This is a genomic window from Pigmentiphaga sp. MLSB6-MA01 (assembly GCF_058793475.1).
Genome location: NZ_JBXAFV010000004.1, coordinates 325656 through 341932 on the forward strand (window position 1 = coordinate 325656; position 16277 = coordinate 341932).

Sequence of the window (16277 nt, forward strand, 5' to 3'; positions counted from 1 at the left end):
GAATACCCCCGTCAGGCGGTCAAGGGCAGGAGGAAGGCCAAGCTGATCTTGTTGCCCAGGATGGCGATCCGCCCCAGGAACTCGGTCAGGTACTGGTGCAGGCCGCGCGCCAGGATGGGCCGTATCTCGGCGTACAGCAATTCGGCGCGCAGCCGGCCGGCCTCGCGCTCGCAGTCGCGGGAATTGCCGGTCCTGAGCATGGCGAGGTTCTCGCACACATGCTCCAGCGATGCGAGCAGCGATCGCGGCATGGATGGGTTCAGGATGAGCAGCTCGGCCACGCGCTCGGGGACCAGCACATCGCGATAGACCTGGCGGTAGATCTCCAGCCCCGACACGGAACTCAGGATGGAGGTCCAGTAATAGAAGTCGTCGAGCTGGGCCCCGGCGGACGCGCGCGCACCCGGCGAGCCGTCGGCGAAGCGCACGTCCAGGATGCGCGCGGTATTGTCGGCGCGCTCCAGGAACGTCCCCAGCTGGGTGAAATAGAAAGCCTCGTCCTTGAGCGCCGTGCCCAGCGTCACGCCGCGCGACAGGTGCGAGCGCAGCTTGACCCACTCGAACACCGAATCCGGATCCACCGCCAGCATGCCTTCGTCGATCTGGCGATTGAAGTCCAGCCAGGTGTGGTTGATGGTTTCCCACGACTCGGTCGTCAACGCGCCCCGCACCGCGCGGGCATTCTCGCGGGCGGCGCGCAGGCACGACAGGATGCTGGAGGGATTGCCGGGATCGGCCACCATGAAGCACAGCACGTTGTCCGCCGTCACCGCGTCGTAGCGGCCGGCGAAGGCCTCGTCCAGCTCGGAGATCGCCAACACGGCCCGTTGGCTGCGCAGGGCGCTTTCGTCGGTCTGCGGCAGCAGCAGCGCCTTCATGGTCACGTCCAGCATGCGGACGGTATTCTCGGCCCGCTCCATGTAGCGGGCCATCCAGAACAGATGATCGGCGGTGCGGCTCAGCATGTCGCATCCTCCCTGGCGGCGCCTTCGACGGCATCGAGCACCCAGGTGTCCTTGGTTCCCCCGCCTTGCGAGGAATTCACGACCAGCGACCCCTCGCGCAGCGCGACCCGGGTCAGGCCGCCCGCCACCATGGCGACATTGCGGCCCGACAACACGAACGGCCGCAAGTCGATATGGCGCGGCGCGACGCCTTGCTCGACGAAGGTCGGGCACGTCGACAGCGCCAGGGTGGGCTGGGCGATGTAGCCATGCGGCCTGGCCAGCAGGCGGGCGCGGAAGGCCTCGATCTCGGCGCGGCTGGCCGTCGGGCCCACCAGCATCCCGTAGCCGCCCGCGCCGTGCACCTCCTTGACCACCAGTTCCGGCAGGTGCGCGAGCACGTGCGAGAGCTCGTCCGGCTTGCGGCATTGCCAGGTCGGCACGTTCTGCAGGATGGGCTCTTCCGACAGGTAGAAGGCGATCATGTCGGGTACGAAGGGATAGATGGACTTGTCGTCGGCCACACCGGTGCCGATGGCATTGGCCAGCGTGACCCGCCCCGCGCGGTACACCGACAACAGCCCCGGCACCCCCAGCGCCGAATCGGCGCGAAAGGCGAGCGGATCCAGGAAGTCGTCATCCAGCCGGCGGTAGATCACATCCACGCGCTGCGGTCCCCGCGTGGTGCGCATGAACACGGTATTGTCGGCCACGAAAAGATCGCTGCCCTGTACCAGTTCCACGCCCATCTGCTGCGCCAGGAAGGCATGCTCGAAGTAGGCCGAGTTGTAGATGCCCGGCGTCAGCACGACGACGGTGGGGTCGTCCACGCCCATGGGCGCCACCGAGCGCAGGTTCTCCAGCAGCAGGTCCGGATAGTGGGCCACTGGGGCGATCCGGTTCTGCACGAACAATTCCGGAAAGAGCCGCATCATCATCTTGCGGTTCTCCAGCATGTAGGACACGCCCGACGGTACTCGCAGGTTGTCCTCCAGCACGTAGAACGTGCCGCCGCGGTCCCCCCCGGCCTTGACGACGTCCACTCCCGCCACATGCGCGTAGATGTCGCCCGGTACGTCCACATCCTGCATCTCGGGACGGTACTGCGCGTTGGTGTAGACCTGTTCCGCGGGCACCACGCCGGCGCGCACGATGTGGCGCTCGTGGTAGACATCGTGGATGAACATGTTCAGCGCCCGCACCCGCTGCGCCATGCCCCGTTGCAGCAGTTCCCATTCGTCGGCCGGGATGATGCGCGGGATCAGGTCGAACGGGATCAGGCGCTCCACATCGCCGGCATCGCCTCCCAGCGCGAAGGTGATGCCGACCCGCCGGAACACCAGGTCGGCCTCGGCGCGCTTCCTGGCCAGGGTGTCGCCGCTCTGGCGGTCCAGCCAGGCGCAGAACCGCTTGTAGTGCCGGCGCACGGCGCCGGTCTCGAACTGCATTTCGTCGTAGGACAGCATGGGCACCTTCGTTCCTGGCAGCATCCATCGTTGCTCAAGCAAGGGCCGTACCGGGCGCCGATGCACGCGCATCGTGCGCGCGGGAATGGCGGTCGGTGGCTGCGCCGCGCACCAGGTCCGGGCCCGCATGCGCCATCCCGGGGCGCCTGGCAGACACCGGAATGGTGCCCATTGCCGGCCAGGGCGCTTGGCCCTGACACCGCAAGGCATATTCTTATTGATATGGTTGATAAGATAATTTCATATCGTTTTGCATACCTCGACACATACAATGGCCGAAACCACGGCTGCGGGGGCACTCCGCGCCATTCCGCCAGACACGGAGACATCCATGCTCGACAAGACCGCTCCCGATGCCGCGCGCCGCGAGTACTACGACCGCATCGCGCAGAAAAACCTGAGCCCGCTCTGGGAATCCCTGCACACCCTGGTCCCGCCCCAGCCGCAGCCACGGTGCGTGCCGGCCATCTGGAAATACGAGAAGCTGCGCGCCGACGTCATGGAATCGGGCGCCATCATCAGCGCCGAGGAAGCGGTGCGCCGGGTGCTGATCCTGGAGAACCCCGGGTTGAAGGGCCAGTCGGCCATCACCCAGACGCTGTACGCGGGCCTGCAACTGATCCTGCCCGGCGAGATCGCTCCCAGCCACCGCCACACCCAGTCCGCGCTGCGCTTCATCGTCGAAGGCAAGGGCGCCTACACGGCGGTCAATGGCGAACGCACCACCATGCATCCCGGCGATTTCATCATCACGCCGTCCTGGACCTGGCACGACCACGGCAACCCCACCGAAGCCGAAGGCGGCGAGCCGGTGGTGTGGCTCGACGGCCTGGACATCCCGCTGCTGCGTTCGCTGGACGCCGGCTTCGCCGAGAACTATCCCGAGGCTTCCCAGCCCGTCATGCGCCCCGAAGGGGACAGCTTCGCCCGCTACGGCTACAACATGGCGCCGGTGCGCCATACCTTCAGCGGCACCTCCTCGCCCATCTTCAACTATCCCTACGAACGCTCGCGCGAAGCACTCGACCAGTTGGCGCGCCGCGGCGAACTCGACCCCTGGGACGGCGTCAAGCTGCGCTACGTGAACCCGGCCACCGGCGGCTATCCCATGCCCACCATGGCGACCTTCATGCAATGGCTGCCCGCCGGCTTCCAGGGCAAGACCTACCGCACTTCGGACTCCACCGTGTTCAGCGTGGTGGAAGGCCAGGGCAGCGTGCGCATCGGCGACGACGTCTTCCAGTTCGGCCCGCGCGACGTGTTTGCCGTCCCGCCCTGGAAACCGGTGCAACTTGCCGCGCTCGAAGACGCGGTGCTCTTCAGCTATTCTGATCGTCCGGTGCAGGCCGCGCTGGGGCTGCTGCGCGAAGAGCGCATCGCCTGATCCCTTTTCCCATCCTTCCACCAAAGGTTATCCGTCCATGTCGTACGTCTTCCAACCCGAAGCGGTCACCACGCTGCCCGTCGTCGGCAGCAACGAACAATTCCCCGTGCGCCGCGTGTACTGCGTCGGCCGCAACTACGCCGCCCACGCGCGCGAAATGGGCTTCGATCCCGACCGCGAACCGCCGTTCTTCTTCTGCAAGCCGGCCGACGCCGTGGTGGCCGTGCCCTACGGCACGACGCTCGACCTGCCCTACCCGTCCGAAACCTCGAACTTCCACTACGAGATCGAACTGGTCGCCGCCATCGGCAAGTCCGGCTCCAACATCCCCGTCGAACAGGCGCTGGACTACGTCTGGGGCTACGGCGTGGGCCTGGACATGACCCGCCGCGACCTGCAGATCCAGATGCGCGAAGTCGGCCGCCCCTGGGAACTCGGCAAGGCCTTCGACCAGGGCGCGCCCACCGCGCCGCTGCACAGGGCCGCCGACGTCGGCGACATGGACAAGGCCGAGCTGTGGCTCAAGGTCAACGGCCAGGACAAGCAGCGCAGCGATACCTCCAAGCTGATCTGGTCGATCGCCGAAACGGTGGCCTACCTGTCCAAGTACTTCCGCCTGGAACCGGGCGACCTGATCTTCACGGGCACCCCCGAAGGCGTGGGCCCCGTGGTCAAGGGCGACCTGATGGAAGGCGGCGTGGCCGGCCTGGGCGAACTGAAGGTCCGCGTGGTCTGAGGCCGGACGAGCCGACATGGAACTCTATAGTTTCTTCAACAGTTCGACCTCGTACCGGGTCCGCATCGCGCTGGCGCTCAAGGGCCTGGCCTACGAGTACCACGGTGTCAACATCCGCAAGCTGGAGCACCGCGCGGCGGACTACGTGGCCAGGAACCCCTCGGCCAACGTCCCGCTGCTGGTCGACGGCGAGGTGCAACTGGGGCAGTCGCTGGCCATCCTCGACTACCTCGACGCCACCTACCCCGAGCCGCGCCTGATCCCGCAGGACAAGATGCAGCGCGCCCGCGTGCTCGAGGTCGCGCTGGCCATCGCCTGCGACATCCATCCGGTCAACAACCTGCGCATCCTGAAGTACCTCACCGACGTCATCGGCGTTACCGAGGAACAGAAGAAGGCCTGGTACGACCACTGGATCCAGGACGGCCTGGCCGCGGTCGAACGCCTGCTCCAGGCGCACGGCTCCGGCCCGTACTGCTTCGGCGACGCCCCCACGCTGGCCGACTGCTGCCTGGTTCCCCAGGTCGGCAACGCGCAGCGCATGGGCTGCGACACCTCGGCGTATCCGCGGGTGATGGCCGTGTACGAGCACTGCCAGCGGCAGCCGGCCTTCCAGCAGGCCGTGCCAGCCAAACAGCCGGACTACAACTAACCCCCCACGCCCTTGCGGGCGCCCGGAATGGTGGACCCCCAGCCGCTGCGCGGCAGCCCCCCAAAGGGGGCCGGGGCCCGCCTTGGGGCGGCCCGGCGCCGGACCCCGGGGCGGCGCCGGCGGACCGGCAAAACCGGATCCGCTGCGCCCTGGTTAATCCACGGAATGCAGTGCCGTCTCCACCACTGAGAACAACGTTCCTATCTGCTCTTCGTCGATGATGAGCGGCGGCGAGAACGCCAGGATGTCGCCGGTGAAGCGCACGAGCACCCCCGCCTTCAGGCAGGCCAGGAACGCCTCGTAGGCGCGCGCCCCGGGCTGTCCCGGGCGCGGTTCCAGTTCGATCGCCGCCGCCATCCCGATGTTGCGGATGTCCTTCACATGCGGCGCTCCCCGCAGGCCGTGCACGGCCGACTCGAACACCGGTTCCAGCCTTGCCGCCCGCGCGAACAGCCCTTCTTTCTCGTACAGATCGAGCGTGGCCACCGCGGCCGCCGCCGCGGCGGGATGCCCCGAATAGGTGTAGCCGTGGAAAAGCTCGATCGCGTTGCCCGGCCCCGCCGCCATGATCGTGTCGTGGATCTCCCGCGACACCGCCACCGCGCCCATGGGGATGGCGGCATTGTTGACGCCCTTGGCCATCGTCAGCAGGTCCGGCGTCACCCCGAAGCGTTGCGCCGCGGTGGCCGCGCCCAGCCGGCCAAAGGCGGTGATGACCTCGTCGAAGATCAGCGCGATGCCGTGGCGCGTGCATAGTTCGCGCAGGCGCTCCAGGTAGCCGACCGGCGGCACGATCACGCCCGCCGAACCCGCCATCGGCTCGACGATGACCCCCGCCACCGTGGAAGGATCATGCAAGGCCAGCAACCGCTCCAGGTCGCCGGCCAGGTGCGCGCCCCAGGCCGGCTGCCCGCGCGTGAATGCCGCCTCGGCGATGTTCAGCGTGGCCGGCAGGTGGTCCACGCCCGGCATCAGGTTGCCCGCATACGCCTTGCGGTTGGTGCCGATGCCGCCCACCGACATGCCGCCGAACCCCACGCCGTGATAGCCACGCTCGCGGCCGATGAACCGCATGCGCTGCCCTTCGCCGCGCGCGCGGTGGTAGGCCAACGCGATCTTGAGCGCGGTATCGACCGACTCGGACCCCGAGTTCGTGAAGAAGATGCGGTCCAGGCCCGCCGGCATCAGCGCGGCCAGCCTGCGCGCCGCCTCGAAGGCCAGCGGATGCCCCATCTGGAAAGGCGGCGCATAGTCCAGCGCGCGCATCTGCATGTGCACGGCCTCGATGATCTCCTCGCGCCCATGTCCGGCGTTGCAGCACCAGAGGCCGGCGGTGCCGTCCAGGATCCGGTGGCCATCGGCATCGGTGTAGTACATGCCCTTGGCCGACACCAGCAGCCGGGGCGCGGCCTTGAACTGGCGATTGGCGGTGAAGGGCATCCATAGGGATTGCAGATCGGGCATCTCGGCGGACATGCGGGGCTCCTGGGTGGGCGGCGCGGCGGGCCTTGCGCGCCTGCCCTCTAGTGTATTGAGATCCACCCCCGGGGAAAACGCCGGGCGGCGGGGGTAAACTTGCCGGGACTCCCCACGAGGACACTCCGTCATGATGTTGACCCTTCCCGACGTGCTGACGGCCGAGCAGGTGGCGCGCTGCCGGCAGGCGCTGGCGGGTGCCGCCTGGGTCGATGGCCGCGCCACGGCCGGGCACATGGCGGCCCATGCCAAGCACAACCGGCAGTTGGCCGCCGACGATCCGCTGGGCCCGCAACTGGGGAACCAGATCCTGGACGTGCTGGGCGCCAACCCGCTGTTCATTTCCGCCACGCTGCCGCTGAAGGTGCTGCCACCGGCCTTCAACCGCTATGAAGGCGGCGGCAACTACGGCAACCACATCGACAACGCCATCCGCAGCCTGCCCGGCTCCGCCCACCGCGTGCGCACCGACATTTCGGCCACCCTGTTCCTGACGCCGCCGGAAGACTACGACGGCGGCGAACTCGTGGTCGAGGACACCTACGGCGCCCACCGCGTCAAGCTGCCCGCCGGCCACCTCGTGATCTATCCCGGCACCAGCCTGCACCGCGTCACCCCCGTGACCCGCGGCGCCCGCGTCTCGGCTTTTTTCTGGGTACAGAGCCTGGTGCGCGACGAGACGCAACGCGAGACGCTGTACCGCATGGACACGGCCATCCAGCAGTTGTCCCGCGAAGTCCCAGGCAGCGACGCCGTGGTCCAGTTGACCGGCATCTATCACAACCTGTTGCGGCAATGGTCGCAGACCTGAACCGGTGCCCCGGAGCCGACATGCCCCTGCCTCCCCTGACACAGATCCCCGCGCAGATCGCCGCCGTGGCCGACTACGAGGACTACGCGCGGGAGCGCATGAGCGATGCCGCCTGGGCCTACCTGTCGGGCGGCGCGGCCGACGAACACACGCTGCGGGCCAATCGCGAGGCCTACGCGCGCGTGCGCATACTGCCGCGCGTCCTGCGCGACCTGACGGGCGGCGGCACCGGCCTCACCCTGCTGGGCACGCCGCTGCCCTTCCCCATCCTGCTCGCGCCGGTGGCCTACCAGAAGCTGTTCCATCCGCAAGGCGAACTGGCCGCCGTGCTGGCGGCATCCGCCATGAAAACGGTGATGGTGGCCAGCACGCAATCGAGCGTCGCGCTCGAAGACCTGGCGCGCCCGGCCGAAACGCCGCTGTGGTTCCAGCTCTATTTCCAGCGCGAACGCGACGACACCCTGCAACTGGTCCGACGCGCCGAAGCCGCCGGCTATCGCGCGCTGGTGGTCACCGTGGATGCGCCCGTCAACGGCGTGCGCAACCGCGAGCAACGGCTGGGCTTCACGCTGCCGCCAGGCGTCGAAGCCGTCAACCTGCGGGGCATGCGCCCCATGGGAAGCACGGTGGCGCGGGCCGGGGAAAGCGCCGTCTTCGGCGGCGGCATGCTGGATGGCGCGCCGTCCTGGGACGACATCGCGTGGCTGCGTTCGGCCACCCGGCTGCCGCTGGTGCTCAAGGGCATCCTGGCGCCGGCCGATGCACGACTGGCGATCGAGGCCGGCGCGGCCGCCATCGTCGTGTCCAATCACGGCGGGCGCGGCCTGGATACGCTGCCCGCCACGCTGGAGGCCCTGCCCTGGGTGGTAGCCGAAGTGGCTGGCCGCCTGCCCGTCCTGGTGGATGGCGGCATCCGGCGCGGCACCGACGTCTTCAAGGCGCTGGCGCTGGGCGCCACCGCCGTGATGGTGGGCCGGGGCTACATGCATGCGCTGGCGGCGGCCGGCGCCGTGGGCGTCATCCACGTGCTGCACATGCTGCGCACGGAATTCGAGATCGCGATGGCCCTGGCGGGTTGCCGCACACTGCGGGACATCGACCGCGCCGCGCTCTGGCCCCACCCGGCCATCGCCTAGAACCTGCTACATCGGTTCGATGCCGGCCGCCTTCACCAACTGGGCGTTCGACTCGATCTCATCCTTGATGTAGGCATCAAACTTCTCGGGCGCCAGCACGAAGGCATCGGCGCCCACCGCGGCGAAGCGCGCCTTGACCTCTTCCGTGGCCAGCGCCTTCGCGACCTCGGCCTGCAGCTTGTTGACGATGGGGCGCGGCGTCTTGGACGGCACCATCATGCCTATCCAGAAGTTGAACTCGGAGCCCGGCACGCCCGCCTCCGCCGTGGTCGGCACGTCCGGCAGGATGCTGGAGCGGCGCGGCGATCCGACCGCCAGCGGCACCAGGTGGCCTTCCTTGATCTGCCCGATGACCGGCGCCACGGGCGAGAAGTAGTAGTCGACCCGGCCGCTGATGACCTCGGACACGGCTTCGGGCGAACCCTTGAAGGGAATGTGCGTGGCGTCGATCTTGGCCTGCAGCCGGAAACGTTCGGCGTTCAGGTGCGTGGCGCTGCCGGTGCCGGAGGACGCGTAGTTGAGGCTGCCGGGGCGGCTGCGCGCGGTGGACAGCAATTGCGACAGCGACTTGATGTTCTTGGACGGCGCGATCACCAGCACGTTGGGCAGCGTCGAAATCGGCGTCACGCCCGCGAAGTCCTTCACCGTATCGAACGGCAGCTTGGCGAAGGTGGACGGATTGACCGTATGCGATGACGAATGGATCAGGATCGTATAGCCGTCGGGCGCGGCCTGGGCAACCTGGGCCGCGCCTATGGTGCCGCCGGCCCCGGCGCGATTTTCGACCACCACCGGCTGGCCCAGGCTGGAACCGAGCTTGTCGGTAATGGCGCGGGCGATGATGTCGGTCGTGCTGCCCGCCGTGAACGGCACGATCACGCGGATGGGCCGGGTGGGATAGGCGGCCTCCTGGGCGCCGGCCGGCGCGTGGGCCAGGGCGATCAGGCACGATACCGGAGCGAGTGCTGCGGCGCGGACGAAGTTCATGGTTGTCTCCTGGTGCGGTGTCTTTATACGCATGCAACCGGTGCGGCGCGGAGACCGAACCTTGCCATCCGCGCTTAATTCACCTTTTGGTGAATTGCAGGAGAATAATGGAACACGGCGCTCGCAACGTCAATCGTTGGCGGGCGCCGTGAGTCTAGGTACATACCCCAACCCGACCGCCTAAACTTTTTTCGGAATCGCTGGATAACTTGATTCGAGGGGACGCGGGCATGTTGCCGGGCGGTCCTAGGGTCGGGGATACATCGATGGTAGCGATCGTCACGGGTAGCGGGTTGGGTGTCCAGGCGGGGTCGGGTCTTGTGCTGGGCAGCGCGGGTCAGCTTGGGCAGGCGCAGCTCGGACGAGGGCGGGACCAGGCCTATGTGAACGCGGCCAACGGCAACCTGGTGATCGGGGCGCAGGACCAGTGGCTGGTGGGCCAGGGGCCGGACGCGGCGGTCTACCGTTCGTACAACAGCCTGGGCACGGGGGTGGGGCCGGACTGGCGCACGGGCGACACGCGCCGGATCACGGGCCTATTGGACTATTGCCGGTGGTAAACGATCAAGAGTCCTCTGCTAAAGTAGCCACGCCGAAAGTAGGGAATAGCCCTGACGGATTATCCACTTACGTAGAACGCAGCGTGAACAGTGGCTACATGAGAGACAGTGATCCGCTACCGTCGATAGCCGACAAGTATGTGCAGACTTATGGAGGCGAAGCGCTGTTGACTGGTGGGCAAGCAGGTTCCATGGTAGCTATGGGTATGGGATTGGGGCTCGTTGCAGACGTGCAGCCGCGCGCGCTGCAGCCAGGAGAGAGTATCAAGGGCAATTTGTTCTTTGGTGGGGCTGGCATGGATGGGCCCTATATCAAAGACATGGTTCGCGCCTTTGGTGAGAGTGGCATCGCTCTCACGCCTGTTGATATGAACAAATGGTCCGGCGGGACGGCCCTTGATGCAACCCTCGGGGTGGATCTGTTTAGGACTGGTAAGCAGCCGATCCAAGTTTTGTTGGACGACTTCAAACAGGGAGGACAACAGTTCAACTTGATAGGCTACTCCTATGGCTCTCTTGCAGCTTCGCAAGTTGCCATCAACTACGCGCAGGCAGGAACGCAGGTGGACAATTTGGTCCTGCTCGGCTCGCCGATTGAAAAAGAGTTCCTCAATGAGCTAAGGAACACGCCAAATATCAAGAACGTGGTGGTGATGGACCTTACAGCGCAGGGCGATCCAATTAAGGCGGGGATGAGCCGGACTGAACTAATCATTGCTGCGCCGACGCTTGGCTATCAGATGACTCAAGGTACCGGACACTTCTACTACGCGCCCAACACTGCTGTTGGTCAAGCAAGGCGAAATGACTTAGCTACAACGCCTTATCGCAGCGGTTTGAGGTGATCATGTTGCGTAAAAATTTGAGTACGGCTTTGTATTTTCTCAGTTTAGTCATCAGCGTGGGAGGGACGATTTTTGTGATCGCCATCCATTGGCCGCTTCTGATCGCTGGCAAGGGAATAGGTTCATTCAGCGCCTTGTTCATCGCGGAGTATGTGGTTGTCAGCGCGTTGTTGTGGCTGATTGGTCGAGTGCTGGAGCGCAGGAAATGGCTGGACTGGGCATACTGGCTGGCGACGGTGATTCCTGTAGTTATGGTGATTGTGTTACCAGTGAAGTTCTACATCGAGTAAAGAAACTTGGGCTGCTGCGGCATTTCCCATGTCATTTGCGTTATTGCCGACGTTCTTTGGGTCCAGGAGTATTCCAGCCAGGAACGCCTAGAGCAGCGTGACAAGGCTCGCTATTTGATGCGATCAAATGATGAGTTTGAATACGAAATTGCTGAAATGCCCGTCAACACCAATGCTAGTGCCCTTTCTTCTCCATACCTATCAGTAGACGGCCCCCTCCTAAGAATCACGGAGGCTAAACAGTGACTCTCAAACCAAGAGGAAAGAATTCATGTGGTCGATACGTGTGGCATGCTTGGTCATTGGCGTTGCTGGTTTAGCGGGTTGCGCAACCGCTCCGTCCTTGCAAGGCGCTCGACCAATCTCGTCTCAGAATCAAAAATACGGTCTTGCCAAGAATGAGTCCATAGCAAAAACCGACCATATGACTCAGTCCCTAAATGAAGGGCAGTCCATCTTCTATTTTCAGAACCAGGGGGGCGGTGGTGTTGGCCTGGGGCTGCTCTTGGGGCCGCTGGGTGCCGCCGCAAATATGAAAATGATCGAAAGCGTCACGATGGGGGACGTAGAAAAACTCAAAGGCAAGATCAACTTGAATCCTGAGGCTGAGTTGCAACAGGCAGCATCTTCTACAGATTTCCCGCTGCAACTCTCGGTGACCCAAGGTGATATCAAGGTCACTCCGTTTGCATTCATCTCAAAGACGAATGAAACAACCGTTCATGTCTCATCGGTTATTCTTTTTGAGGGACAGGATGAGCAAAAAAAAATGGGTAAGGCGGTATCAATACCAATTGCCCGGAATGTATACCCTGGATGAGCTTTCTGCGTTTTCAGAAACCAAGACCTCAGAGCTTCAAATAGCCAGCGTTGCTGCTTATAAAGCACTGCTGACGTATATCGCTGGCGAAAAGGATGAAGCGATCGCCCAAGAACGTAAGATTACTTACAGCTCTCCATATATAAGCCCTCGTTTCGATTTCGAAATGATGGGTTCGCTTGTCATGGAAAAAGCAGGGAGGGTCTGGATCCGCACAGTGACCGGCGTAATCGCTGTGGATCCATCGGACATCAAGTATCAAGTGGCCAAGAACTGAGCCTTTGAAAGGGTGCTATCTACACCTGCCATACGGTAAGGTATTGGAGAGAAAGTAATCTCACGGCCGAGATGGTAGCGAATCTGGCGCGGCCACATACGATATGCGATGGCAAGAGAGGTTTGGGATGTGAGTAGAGAAGGGAAACACGAGTACGATTGTGCCTAGTGTCAAGCCTGTTGCTTTGGAAGGAGCTGGCGTTCGTGGCATCTCAGGGATTGAAGGTCTTGGCTCAAGAGCCAGTCTCTATCGAGTCGGCCCTTACAACGATATCGGGGGTGCCGTCCCTGGTCTGGATCCGCACCATGTAGGCCAGAAGGCCCTACTGGGAGATATGATTCCCGGATACGATCCGCTGACAGCCCTCTCGATATTGATCCCAAAGGCCGGGCATACGATTCATGGGCCGAGCGGAATTATTTCTCGAAGGGTATTCGGACTGACCACACCGAGGCAGGTGGTCGGGCGGGACATTGTGGAGCTTCGACGAGTTTATCCTGACATCCCTAATGCTAGATTTCAGGCACTAGTCAACATGAACAAGACCCATTATTCGTAGTCCTTCACGAGAGGAAAATAGCATGACACCAAAGGATTTGGCCGCTGGGCTGATGCGGGAAGTCGTTGATGAGAATATGGCAATCTATCGTACGCTGTTCTCACAAACTTCACCGGATGCGGCTTCCGATCAGTATTGGAAACGAGCCCTTGCTCTCTTTGCTTCGTTGTCCGATGAGCAACGGTCCGTGTTCTTTGAAGTCATTCGCCAAGTGAGCGTCGATACCACATCGAACGTGCTGGGAGTAATCGACGGAGTGAACACCCTTGAGGAAGGACAAGCGGGCTTCATCCTTCTTTACGATCAAGACCAGAAGCTGAGCGGAGATTTGCAGAGCCTGTTTCTCGTTGAAGATGAAGGTGTGGTCAGATAGGTTTATATGTTTGATGGTTGCCTCAGCCCCGTGATAGCTCTGTATAACAGGTGGGGCGTTGCTGACTTGCCTCAAAGTAGCGGCTGGCCAAGGCAGCAGGGTCCTGCTTCTAGCAAACGCTAAAAATGGGGGGATTACCTTCCTGCCTAAAATTCGCGCTCATCATTCCGCCATTGCGAGCACCGTACCCACTAAAGAACCCAAAGCCTCATCTGAGCCAGGGGTGGTTTCCGTCTTGTTGGGCAACGGGGCGAACCCTTCATCGACGCCCTCGTTTCGTGTCGGGATCAACGTTACAGCCATATCGTCACGCGTCTCGACTTCTATGCATTTGGCCGACTTTACGAACGTACTGAGCGACTTGACACCCGCAAGATCAAGCACTGGATTGAACAAGCTTGTGAACGACTTCGGGTGCGAAACGCCCTCGCGAGAGGCCGCCAGACACTCCCTAAGCGCACGACCAACTTCTTCAGGATTTTTCTTATCAACGGCCAGAATCGGGGCAGTAATAACCCAAACCCCGGCAGTCGTTTTTGATGAGCTGTGAACATACAGCTTGTCTTTTCGCTCGTAGATTGTTGCAGCTTTCATTGATCAAGCTCGTCTCGACTAGGGAAAAGGTGTGACGTTCACAGTGATGCCGCGTGAGACTCCATACCTCACTGTTTGATTGATGATAGTCAGCGGCGCCGCCGAGTCGCTGTGGGGGATCGCAAGGTCGAGCGCACGCCCCGTAATGTCTTGCTGCCGAATACGAGAAAACCGGCCCATGTCCACCCCTGAAAGTCTGCTACCCGTGACGATCGCTACCATCGCTGTTCCTCGGATAGTCGAACTTCGCGCTGATTGGGTTGGAGGCTTACTCACCTCCGCCACCCTAAATACGGAATTCCAGACCTCATCATCAAGCTGCGCAGATCTTCGCCAAGAATATCCGGCGCGGGTCTCCCCGCGCCAAACTCAATCAAGCCGCCTTCGGCAACTGCCCGTGCGGATCGATGACGAATTTCTTGGGCGCGCCGGCATCGAACTCGGCATACCCCTTGGGCGCCTCGTCCAGCGTGATGACCTCCACGCCCACGATCTCGGCGATCTTGATGCGGTCCCACAGGATGGCCTGCATCAGGGCGCGGTTGTACTTCATCACCGGCGTCTGGCCCGTGAAGAAGCTGTGCGACTTGGCCCAGCCCAGGCCCAGGCGGATGCTGAGCGAGCCATGCTGGGCGGCCTTGTCCACGCCGCCGGGATCGTCCGTCACGTACAGGCCGGGAATGCCGATCTTGCCAGCGGCGCGCGTGACTTCCATCAGCGAGTTGAGCACGGTGGCCGGCGCCTCGTGGCGAGCGCCTTCGTGTCCATGGCCGCGGGCCTCGAAGCCCACCGCGTCGACCGCGCTGTCCACTTCGGGCACGCCCAGGATCTGGGCGATCTGGTCACCCAGCGAGGCATCCTTCGAGAGGTCCACGGTTTCGAAGCCCACCTTGCGCGCATGCACCAGCCGCGCGGGGTTCACGTCGCCCACGATGACCACCGCCGCGCCCAGCAGGCGGGCCGAGGCGGCGGCCGCCAGGCCCACCGGTCCGGCGCCGGCCACGTATACCGTGCTGCCCGGCCCCACGCCCGCCGTGACCGCCCCGTGATAGCCGGTGGGCAGGATGTCCGACAGGCAGGTCAGGTCGCGGATCTTGGCCAGGGCCTGGTCGCGGTCGGGGAATTTCAGCAGGTTGAAGTCGGCGTACGGCACCATGACGTACTCGGCCTGCCCGCCTATCCATCCGCCCATGTCCACGTAGCCGTACGCGCCGCCGGCGCGCGAGGGATTCACGTTCAGGCAGACGCCGGTCTGCTGTTCCTTGCACAGCTGGCAGCGGCCGCACGCCACGTTGAACGGCACCGAGACGATGTCCCCCTTCTTCAGGGTCTCGACGTCGCGCCCGGCCTCGAGCACCTCGCCGGTGATCTCGTGGCCCAGCACCAGCCCCGCCGGCGCGGTGGTCCGGCCGCGCACCATGTGCTGGTCCGAACCGCAGATGTTGGTGGAAAGCACCTTGAGGATGACGCCATGCTCGATGGACTTGCCGGCCGGACTCACCCGTTCGGGGAAGGCGATGCCTTGCACCTCGACCTTGCCGGGACCTACGTAGACGACACCGCGATTGGACGACATGTGAGTCTCCTCAGTGATGACTTCGCGCCGCGAGCCGCGCGGCCCCGCGCGAAGGGTTGCGAAATCAGTGGCCAACCTCCGCCCGCAGCCATTGCGCCAGGGCATCGTTGACCGCGCCGGGTTGCTCCATGGTGGTCATGTGGCCGGCATCCTCGATGGCGACCAGCGTCGCGCCCGGGATGCCGGCGGCCAGGGTCTCGTGGCGCGACAAGGGGCTCCAGGTGTCCTGCCGGCCGCACAGCACCAGCGTCGGGCAGGCGATACCGGCCAGTTGGTCCGAGGCGTCGGGCCGGTTCAACAGGGCATGGATCTGCGCCTCGAACACTTCGGGGGTGCGGCGCTCGATCATGTCGAGCACGGCCTCGAACACCGGCCCGTCCAGCCGGTCGGGATGCACCATGCCGCGCGCCCAGACCCGCCCCATCTCGCGCATGCCCTGTTCGCGCGCGGTCTTGAGCAGCGCCAGCCGACCGGCGCGCTCGGATTCGCCCGCCACGCCCTTGGCCAGGCCCTGGTAGCCGGTGTCCATCAGCGCCAGGCGCAGCACGCGCTCGGGCGCGAGGCGCGTGACCTCCAGGGCGACGCGGCCACCCATGGAGTGGCCAGCCAGGTTGAAGCGGTCGGCCGGCGCATGTTGCAGCACATGCTCGGCCATGGCCGTGAGCGTATCCAGCGTGCCGTAGTCCGGCACCTGGCACTCGCGTTGCGCACCGAAGCGCGCGCGCTGGTCCTCCCAGACGGTGGCATCGCACAGCAGGCCCGGCAGCAGCACCAGGGGCGGATTCGACAGA

At 64.1% G+C, this 16277-nt stretch carries 19 protein-coding genes; 11 read left to right on the forward strand and 8 right to left on the reverse strand.

The window, feature by feature from the left end:
• Positions 1 to 11 precede the first annotated feature (11 nt).
• The gene (locus AC1Q6E_RS09195) at positions 12 to 965 is read right to left on the reverse strand and encodes an alpha-E domain-containing protein (RefSeq protein WP_152799402.1); all 954 of its coding nucleotides are present in this window, start codon (positions 963 to 965) and stop codon (positions 12 to 14) included.
• Positions 959 to 2410, reverse strand: coding sequence for a circularly permuted type 2 ATP-grasp protein (locus AC1Q6E_RS09200; protein ID WP_296556779.1), 1452 nt, complete (start codon positions 2408 to 2410; stop codon positions 959 to 961). Before AC1Q6E_RS09200 ends, AC1Q6E_RS09195 begins: the two co-directional genes overlap by 7 nt.
• Positions 2411 to 2741: 331 nt before the next feature.
• Between AC1Q6E_RS09200 and gtdA the strand changes: the two genes are divergently transcribed.
• The 3 genes from gtdA to maiA are packed head-to-tail and all read left to right on the forward strand — an operon-like array spanning position 2742 to position 5182.
• Positions 2742 to 3794, forward strand: coding sequence for a gentisate 1,2-dioxygenase (gene gtdA, locus AC1Q6E_RS09205; protein WP_152799400.1), 1053 nt, complete (start codon positions 2742 to 2744; stop codon positions 3792 to 3794).
• 37 nt (positions 3795 to 3831) lie between these two features.
• Positions 3832 to 4530 carry a fumarylacetoacetate hydrolase family protein gene (locus AC1Q6E_RS09210; protein WP_152799397.1) on the forward strand — a complete coding sequence of 233 codons (699 nt, stop codon included), beginning with the start codon at positions 3832 to 3834 and terminating at the stop codon, positions 4528 to 4530.
• Between the two features lie 16 nt (positions 4531 to 4546).
• Positions 4547 to 5182, forward strand: a complete 636-nt coding sequence (gene maiA / locus AC1Q6E_RS09215) for a maleylacetoacetate isomerase (RefSeq protein WP_492572591.1) — start codon at positions 4547 to 4549, stop codon at positions 5180 to 5182.
• 153 nt (positions 5183 to 5335) lie between these two features.
• Here the strand turns inward: maiA and aptA are convergent, their stop codons facing one another.
• Positions 5336 to 6658 carry an omega-aminotransferase AptA gene (gene aptA / locus AC1Q6E_RS09220; RefSeq protein ID WP_492572592.1) on the reverse strand — a complete coding sequence of 441 codons (1323 nt, stop codon included), beginning with the start codon at positions 6656 to 6658 and terminating at the stop codon, positions 5336 to 5338.
• 130 nt (positions 6659 to 6788) lie between these two features.
• Here aptA and AC1Q6E_RS09225 point away from each other — a divergent pair, with 130 nt between their 5' ends.
• Positions 6789 to 7469: a Fe2+-dependent dioxygenase gene (locus tag AC1Q6E_RS09225; RefSeq protein WP_492572593.1), complete on the forward strand. Its 681-nt coding sequence runs from the start codon at positions 6789 to 6791 to the stop codon at positions 7467 to 7469.
• Between the two features lie 20 nt (positions 7470 to 7489).
• Positions 7490 to 8605: an alpha-hydroxy acid oxidase gene (locus AC1Q6E_RS09230; protein WP_492572594.1), complete on the forward strand. Its 1116-nt coding sequence runs from the start codon at positions 7490 to 7492 to the stop codon at positions 8603 to 8605.
• A gap of 6 nt (positions 8606 to 8611) precedes the next feature.
• Here the strand turns inward: AC1Q6E_RS09230 and AC1Q6E_RS09235 are convergent, their stop codons facing one another.
• A complete protein-coding gene (locus tag AC1Q6E_RS09235; RefSeq protein WP_492572595.1) occupies positions 8612 to 9592 on the reverse strand; it encodes a tripartite tricarboxylate transporter substrate binding protein in 981 nt (326 codons plus the stop codon).
• 266 nt (positions 9593 to 9858) lie between these two features.
• On the opposite strand from AC1Q6E_RS09235, the gene AC1Q6E_RS09240 reads away from it, so the two are divergent.
• From AC1Q6E_RS09240 to AC1Q6E_RS09265, 6 genes are all read left to right on the forward strand, one after another.
• Positions 9859 to 10152 (forward strand): hypothetical protein, encoded by a 294-nt coding sequence (locus AC1Q6E_RS09240; RefSeq protein WP_492572597.1) that lies wholly within the window; start codon positions 9859 to 9861, stop codon positions 10150 to 10152.
• Positions 10153 to 10235: 83 nt separating this feature from the next.
• A complete protein-coding gene (locus AC1Q6E_RS09245) occupies positions 10236 to 10997 on the forward strand; it encodes an alpha/beta hydrolase (RefSeq protein ID WP_492572598.1) in 762 nt (253 codons plus the stop codon).
• A 2-nt stretch (positions 10998 to 10999) separates the two neighbouring features.
• Positions 11000 to 11287: a hypothetical protein gene (locus AC1Q6E_RS09250; protein WP_152798601.1), complete on the forward strand. Its 288-nt coding sequence runs from the start codon at positions 11000 to 11002 to the stop codon at positions 11285 to 11287.
• Positions 11288 to 11558: 271 nt separating this feature from the next.
• Positions 11559 to 12107 carry a hypothetical protein gene (locus AC1Q6E_RS09255; RefSeq protein WP_492572599.1) on the forward strand — a complete coding sequence of 183 codons (549 nt, stop codon included), beginning with the start codon at positions 11559 to 11561 and terminating at the stop codon, positions 12105 to 12107.
• Positions 12091 to 12384, forward strand: coding sequence for a hypothetical protein (locus AC1Q6E_RS09260; RefSeq protein WP_492572600.1), 294 nt, complete (start codon positions 12091 to 12093; stop codon positions 12382 to 12384). The genes AC1Q6E_RS09255 and AC1Q6E_RS09260 overlap by 17 nt, the downstream gene beginning before the upstream one ends.
• 581 nt (positions 12385 to 12965) lie before the next feature.
• On the forward strand, positions 12966 to 13316 hold the full coding sequence (locus AC1Q6E_RS09265; RefSeq protein WP_492572601.1) for a hypothetical protein: 351 nt from the start codon (positions 12966 to 12968) through the stop codon (positions 13314 to 13316).
• A gap of 162 nt (positions 13317 to 13478) precedes the next feature.
• On the opposite strand, the gene AC1Q6E_RS09270 is transcribed toward AC1Q6E_RS09265, so the two are convergent.
• From AC1Q6E_RS09270 to AC1Q6E_RS09285, 4 genes are all read right to left on the reverse strand, one after another.
• Positions 13479 to 13910, reverse strand: coding sequence for a hypothetical protein (locus tag AC1Q6E_RS09270; RefSeq protein WP_492572602.1), 432 nt, complete (start codon positions 13908 to 13910; stop codon positions 13479 to 13481).
• Positions 13911 to 13928: 18 nt separating this feature from the next.
• On the reverse strand, positions 13929 to 14132 hold the full coding sequence (locus tag AC1Q6E_RS09275) for an endonuclease toxin domain-containing protein (protein ID WP_492572603.1): 204 nt from the start codon (positions 14130 to 14132) through the stop codon (positions 13929 to 13931).
• Between the two features lie 151 nt (positions 14133 to 14283).
• Complete coding sequence (gene fdhA / locus AC1Q6E_RS09280) at positions 14284 to 15486, reverse strand: formaldehyde dehydrogenase, glutathione-independent (RefSeq protein ID WP_492572604.1); 1203 nt, start codon at positions 15484 to 15486, stop codon at positions 14284 to 14286.
• A 64-nt stretch (positions 15487 to 15550) separates the two neighbouring features.
• Positions 15551 to 16276: an alpha/beta fold hydrolase gene (locus AC1Q6E_RS09285; RefSeq protein ID WP_492572637.1), complete on the reverse strand. Its 726-nt coding sequence runs from the start codon at positions 16274 to 16276 to the stop codon at positions 15551 to 15553.
• Position 16277 lies beyond the last annotated feature (1 nt).

What these genes read in the sequence shown, in the direction of transcription:
- AC1Q6E_RS09195 (WP_152799402.1), bottom strand. Translation starts at nt 965, where the DNA reads ATGCTGAGCCGCACCGCCGATCATCTGTTCTGGATGGCCCGCTACATG.
- AC1Q6E_RS09200 (WP_296556779.1), bottom strand. Translation starts at nt 2,410, where the DNA reads ATGCTGTCCTACGACGAAATGCAGTTCGAGACCGGCGCCGTGCGCCGG.
- gtdA (WP_152799400.1), top strand. Translation starts at nt 2,742, where the DNA reads ATGCTCGACAAGACCGCTCCCGATGCCGCGCGCCGCGAGTACTACGAC.
- AC1Q6E_RS09210 (WP_152799397.1), top strand. Translation starts at nt 3,832, where the DNA reads ATGTCGTACGTCTTCCAACCCGAAGCGGTCACCACGCTGCCCGTCGTC.
- maiA (WP_492572591.1), top strand. Translation starts at nt 4,547, where the DNA reads ATGGAACTCTATAGTTTCTTCAACAGTTCGACCTCGTACCGGGTCCGC.
- aptA (WP_492572592.1), bottom strand. Translation starts at nt 6,658, where the DNA reads ATGTCCGCCGAGATGCCCGATCTGCAATCCCTATGGATGCCCTTCACC.
- AC1Q6E_RS09225 (WP_492572593.1), top strand. Translation starts at nt 6,789, where the DNA reads ATGATGTTGACCCTTCCCGACGTGCTGACGGCCGAGCAGGTGGCGCGC.
- AC1Q6E_RS09230 (WP_492572594.1), top strand. Translation starts at nt 7,490, where the DNA reads ATGCCCCTGCCTCCCCTGACACAGATCCCCGCGCAGATCGCCGCCGTG.
- AC1Q6E_RS09235 (WP_492572595.1), bottom strand. Translation starts at nt 9,592, where the DNA reads ATGAACTTCGTCCGCGCCGCAGCACTCGCTCCGGTATCGTGCCTGATC.
- AC1Q6E_RS09240 (WP_492572597.1), top strand. Translation starts at nt 9,859, where the DNA reads ATGGTAGCGATCGTCACGGGTAGCGGGTTGGGTGTCCAGGCGGGGTCG.
- AC1Q6E_RS09250 (WP_152798601.1), top strand. Translation starts at nt 11,000, where the DNA reads ATGTTGCGTAAAAATTTGAGTACGGCTTTGTATTTTCTCAGTTTAGTC.
- AC1Q6E_RS09255 (WP_492572599.1), top strand. Translation starts at nt 11,559, where the DNA reads ATGTGGTCGATACGTGTGGCATGCTTGGTCATTGGCGTTGCTGGTTTA.
- AC1Q6E_RS09260 (WP_492572600.1), top strand. Translation starts at nt 12,091, where the DNA reads ATGTATACCCTGGATGAGCTTTCTGCGTTTTCAGAAACCAAGACCTCA.
- AC1Q6E_RS09265 (WP_492572601.1), top strand. Translation starts at nt 12,966, where the DNA reads ATGACACCAAAGGATTTGGCCGCTGGGCTGATGCGGGAAGTCGTTGAT.
- AC1Q6E_RS09270 (WP_492572602.1), bottom strand. Translation starts at nt 13,910, where the DNA reads ATGAAAGCTGCAACAATCTACGAGCGAAAAGACAAGCTGTATGTTCAC.
- AC1Q6E_RS09275 (WP_492572603.1), bottom strand. Translation starts at nt 14,132, where the DNA reads ATGGTAGCGATCGTCACGGGTAGCAGACTTTCAGGGGTGGACATGGGC.
- fdhA (WP_492572604.1), bottom strand. Translation starts at nt 15,486, where the DNA reads ATGTCGTCCAATCGCGGTGTCGTCTACGTAGGTCCCGGCAAGGTCGAG.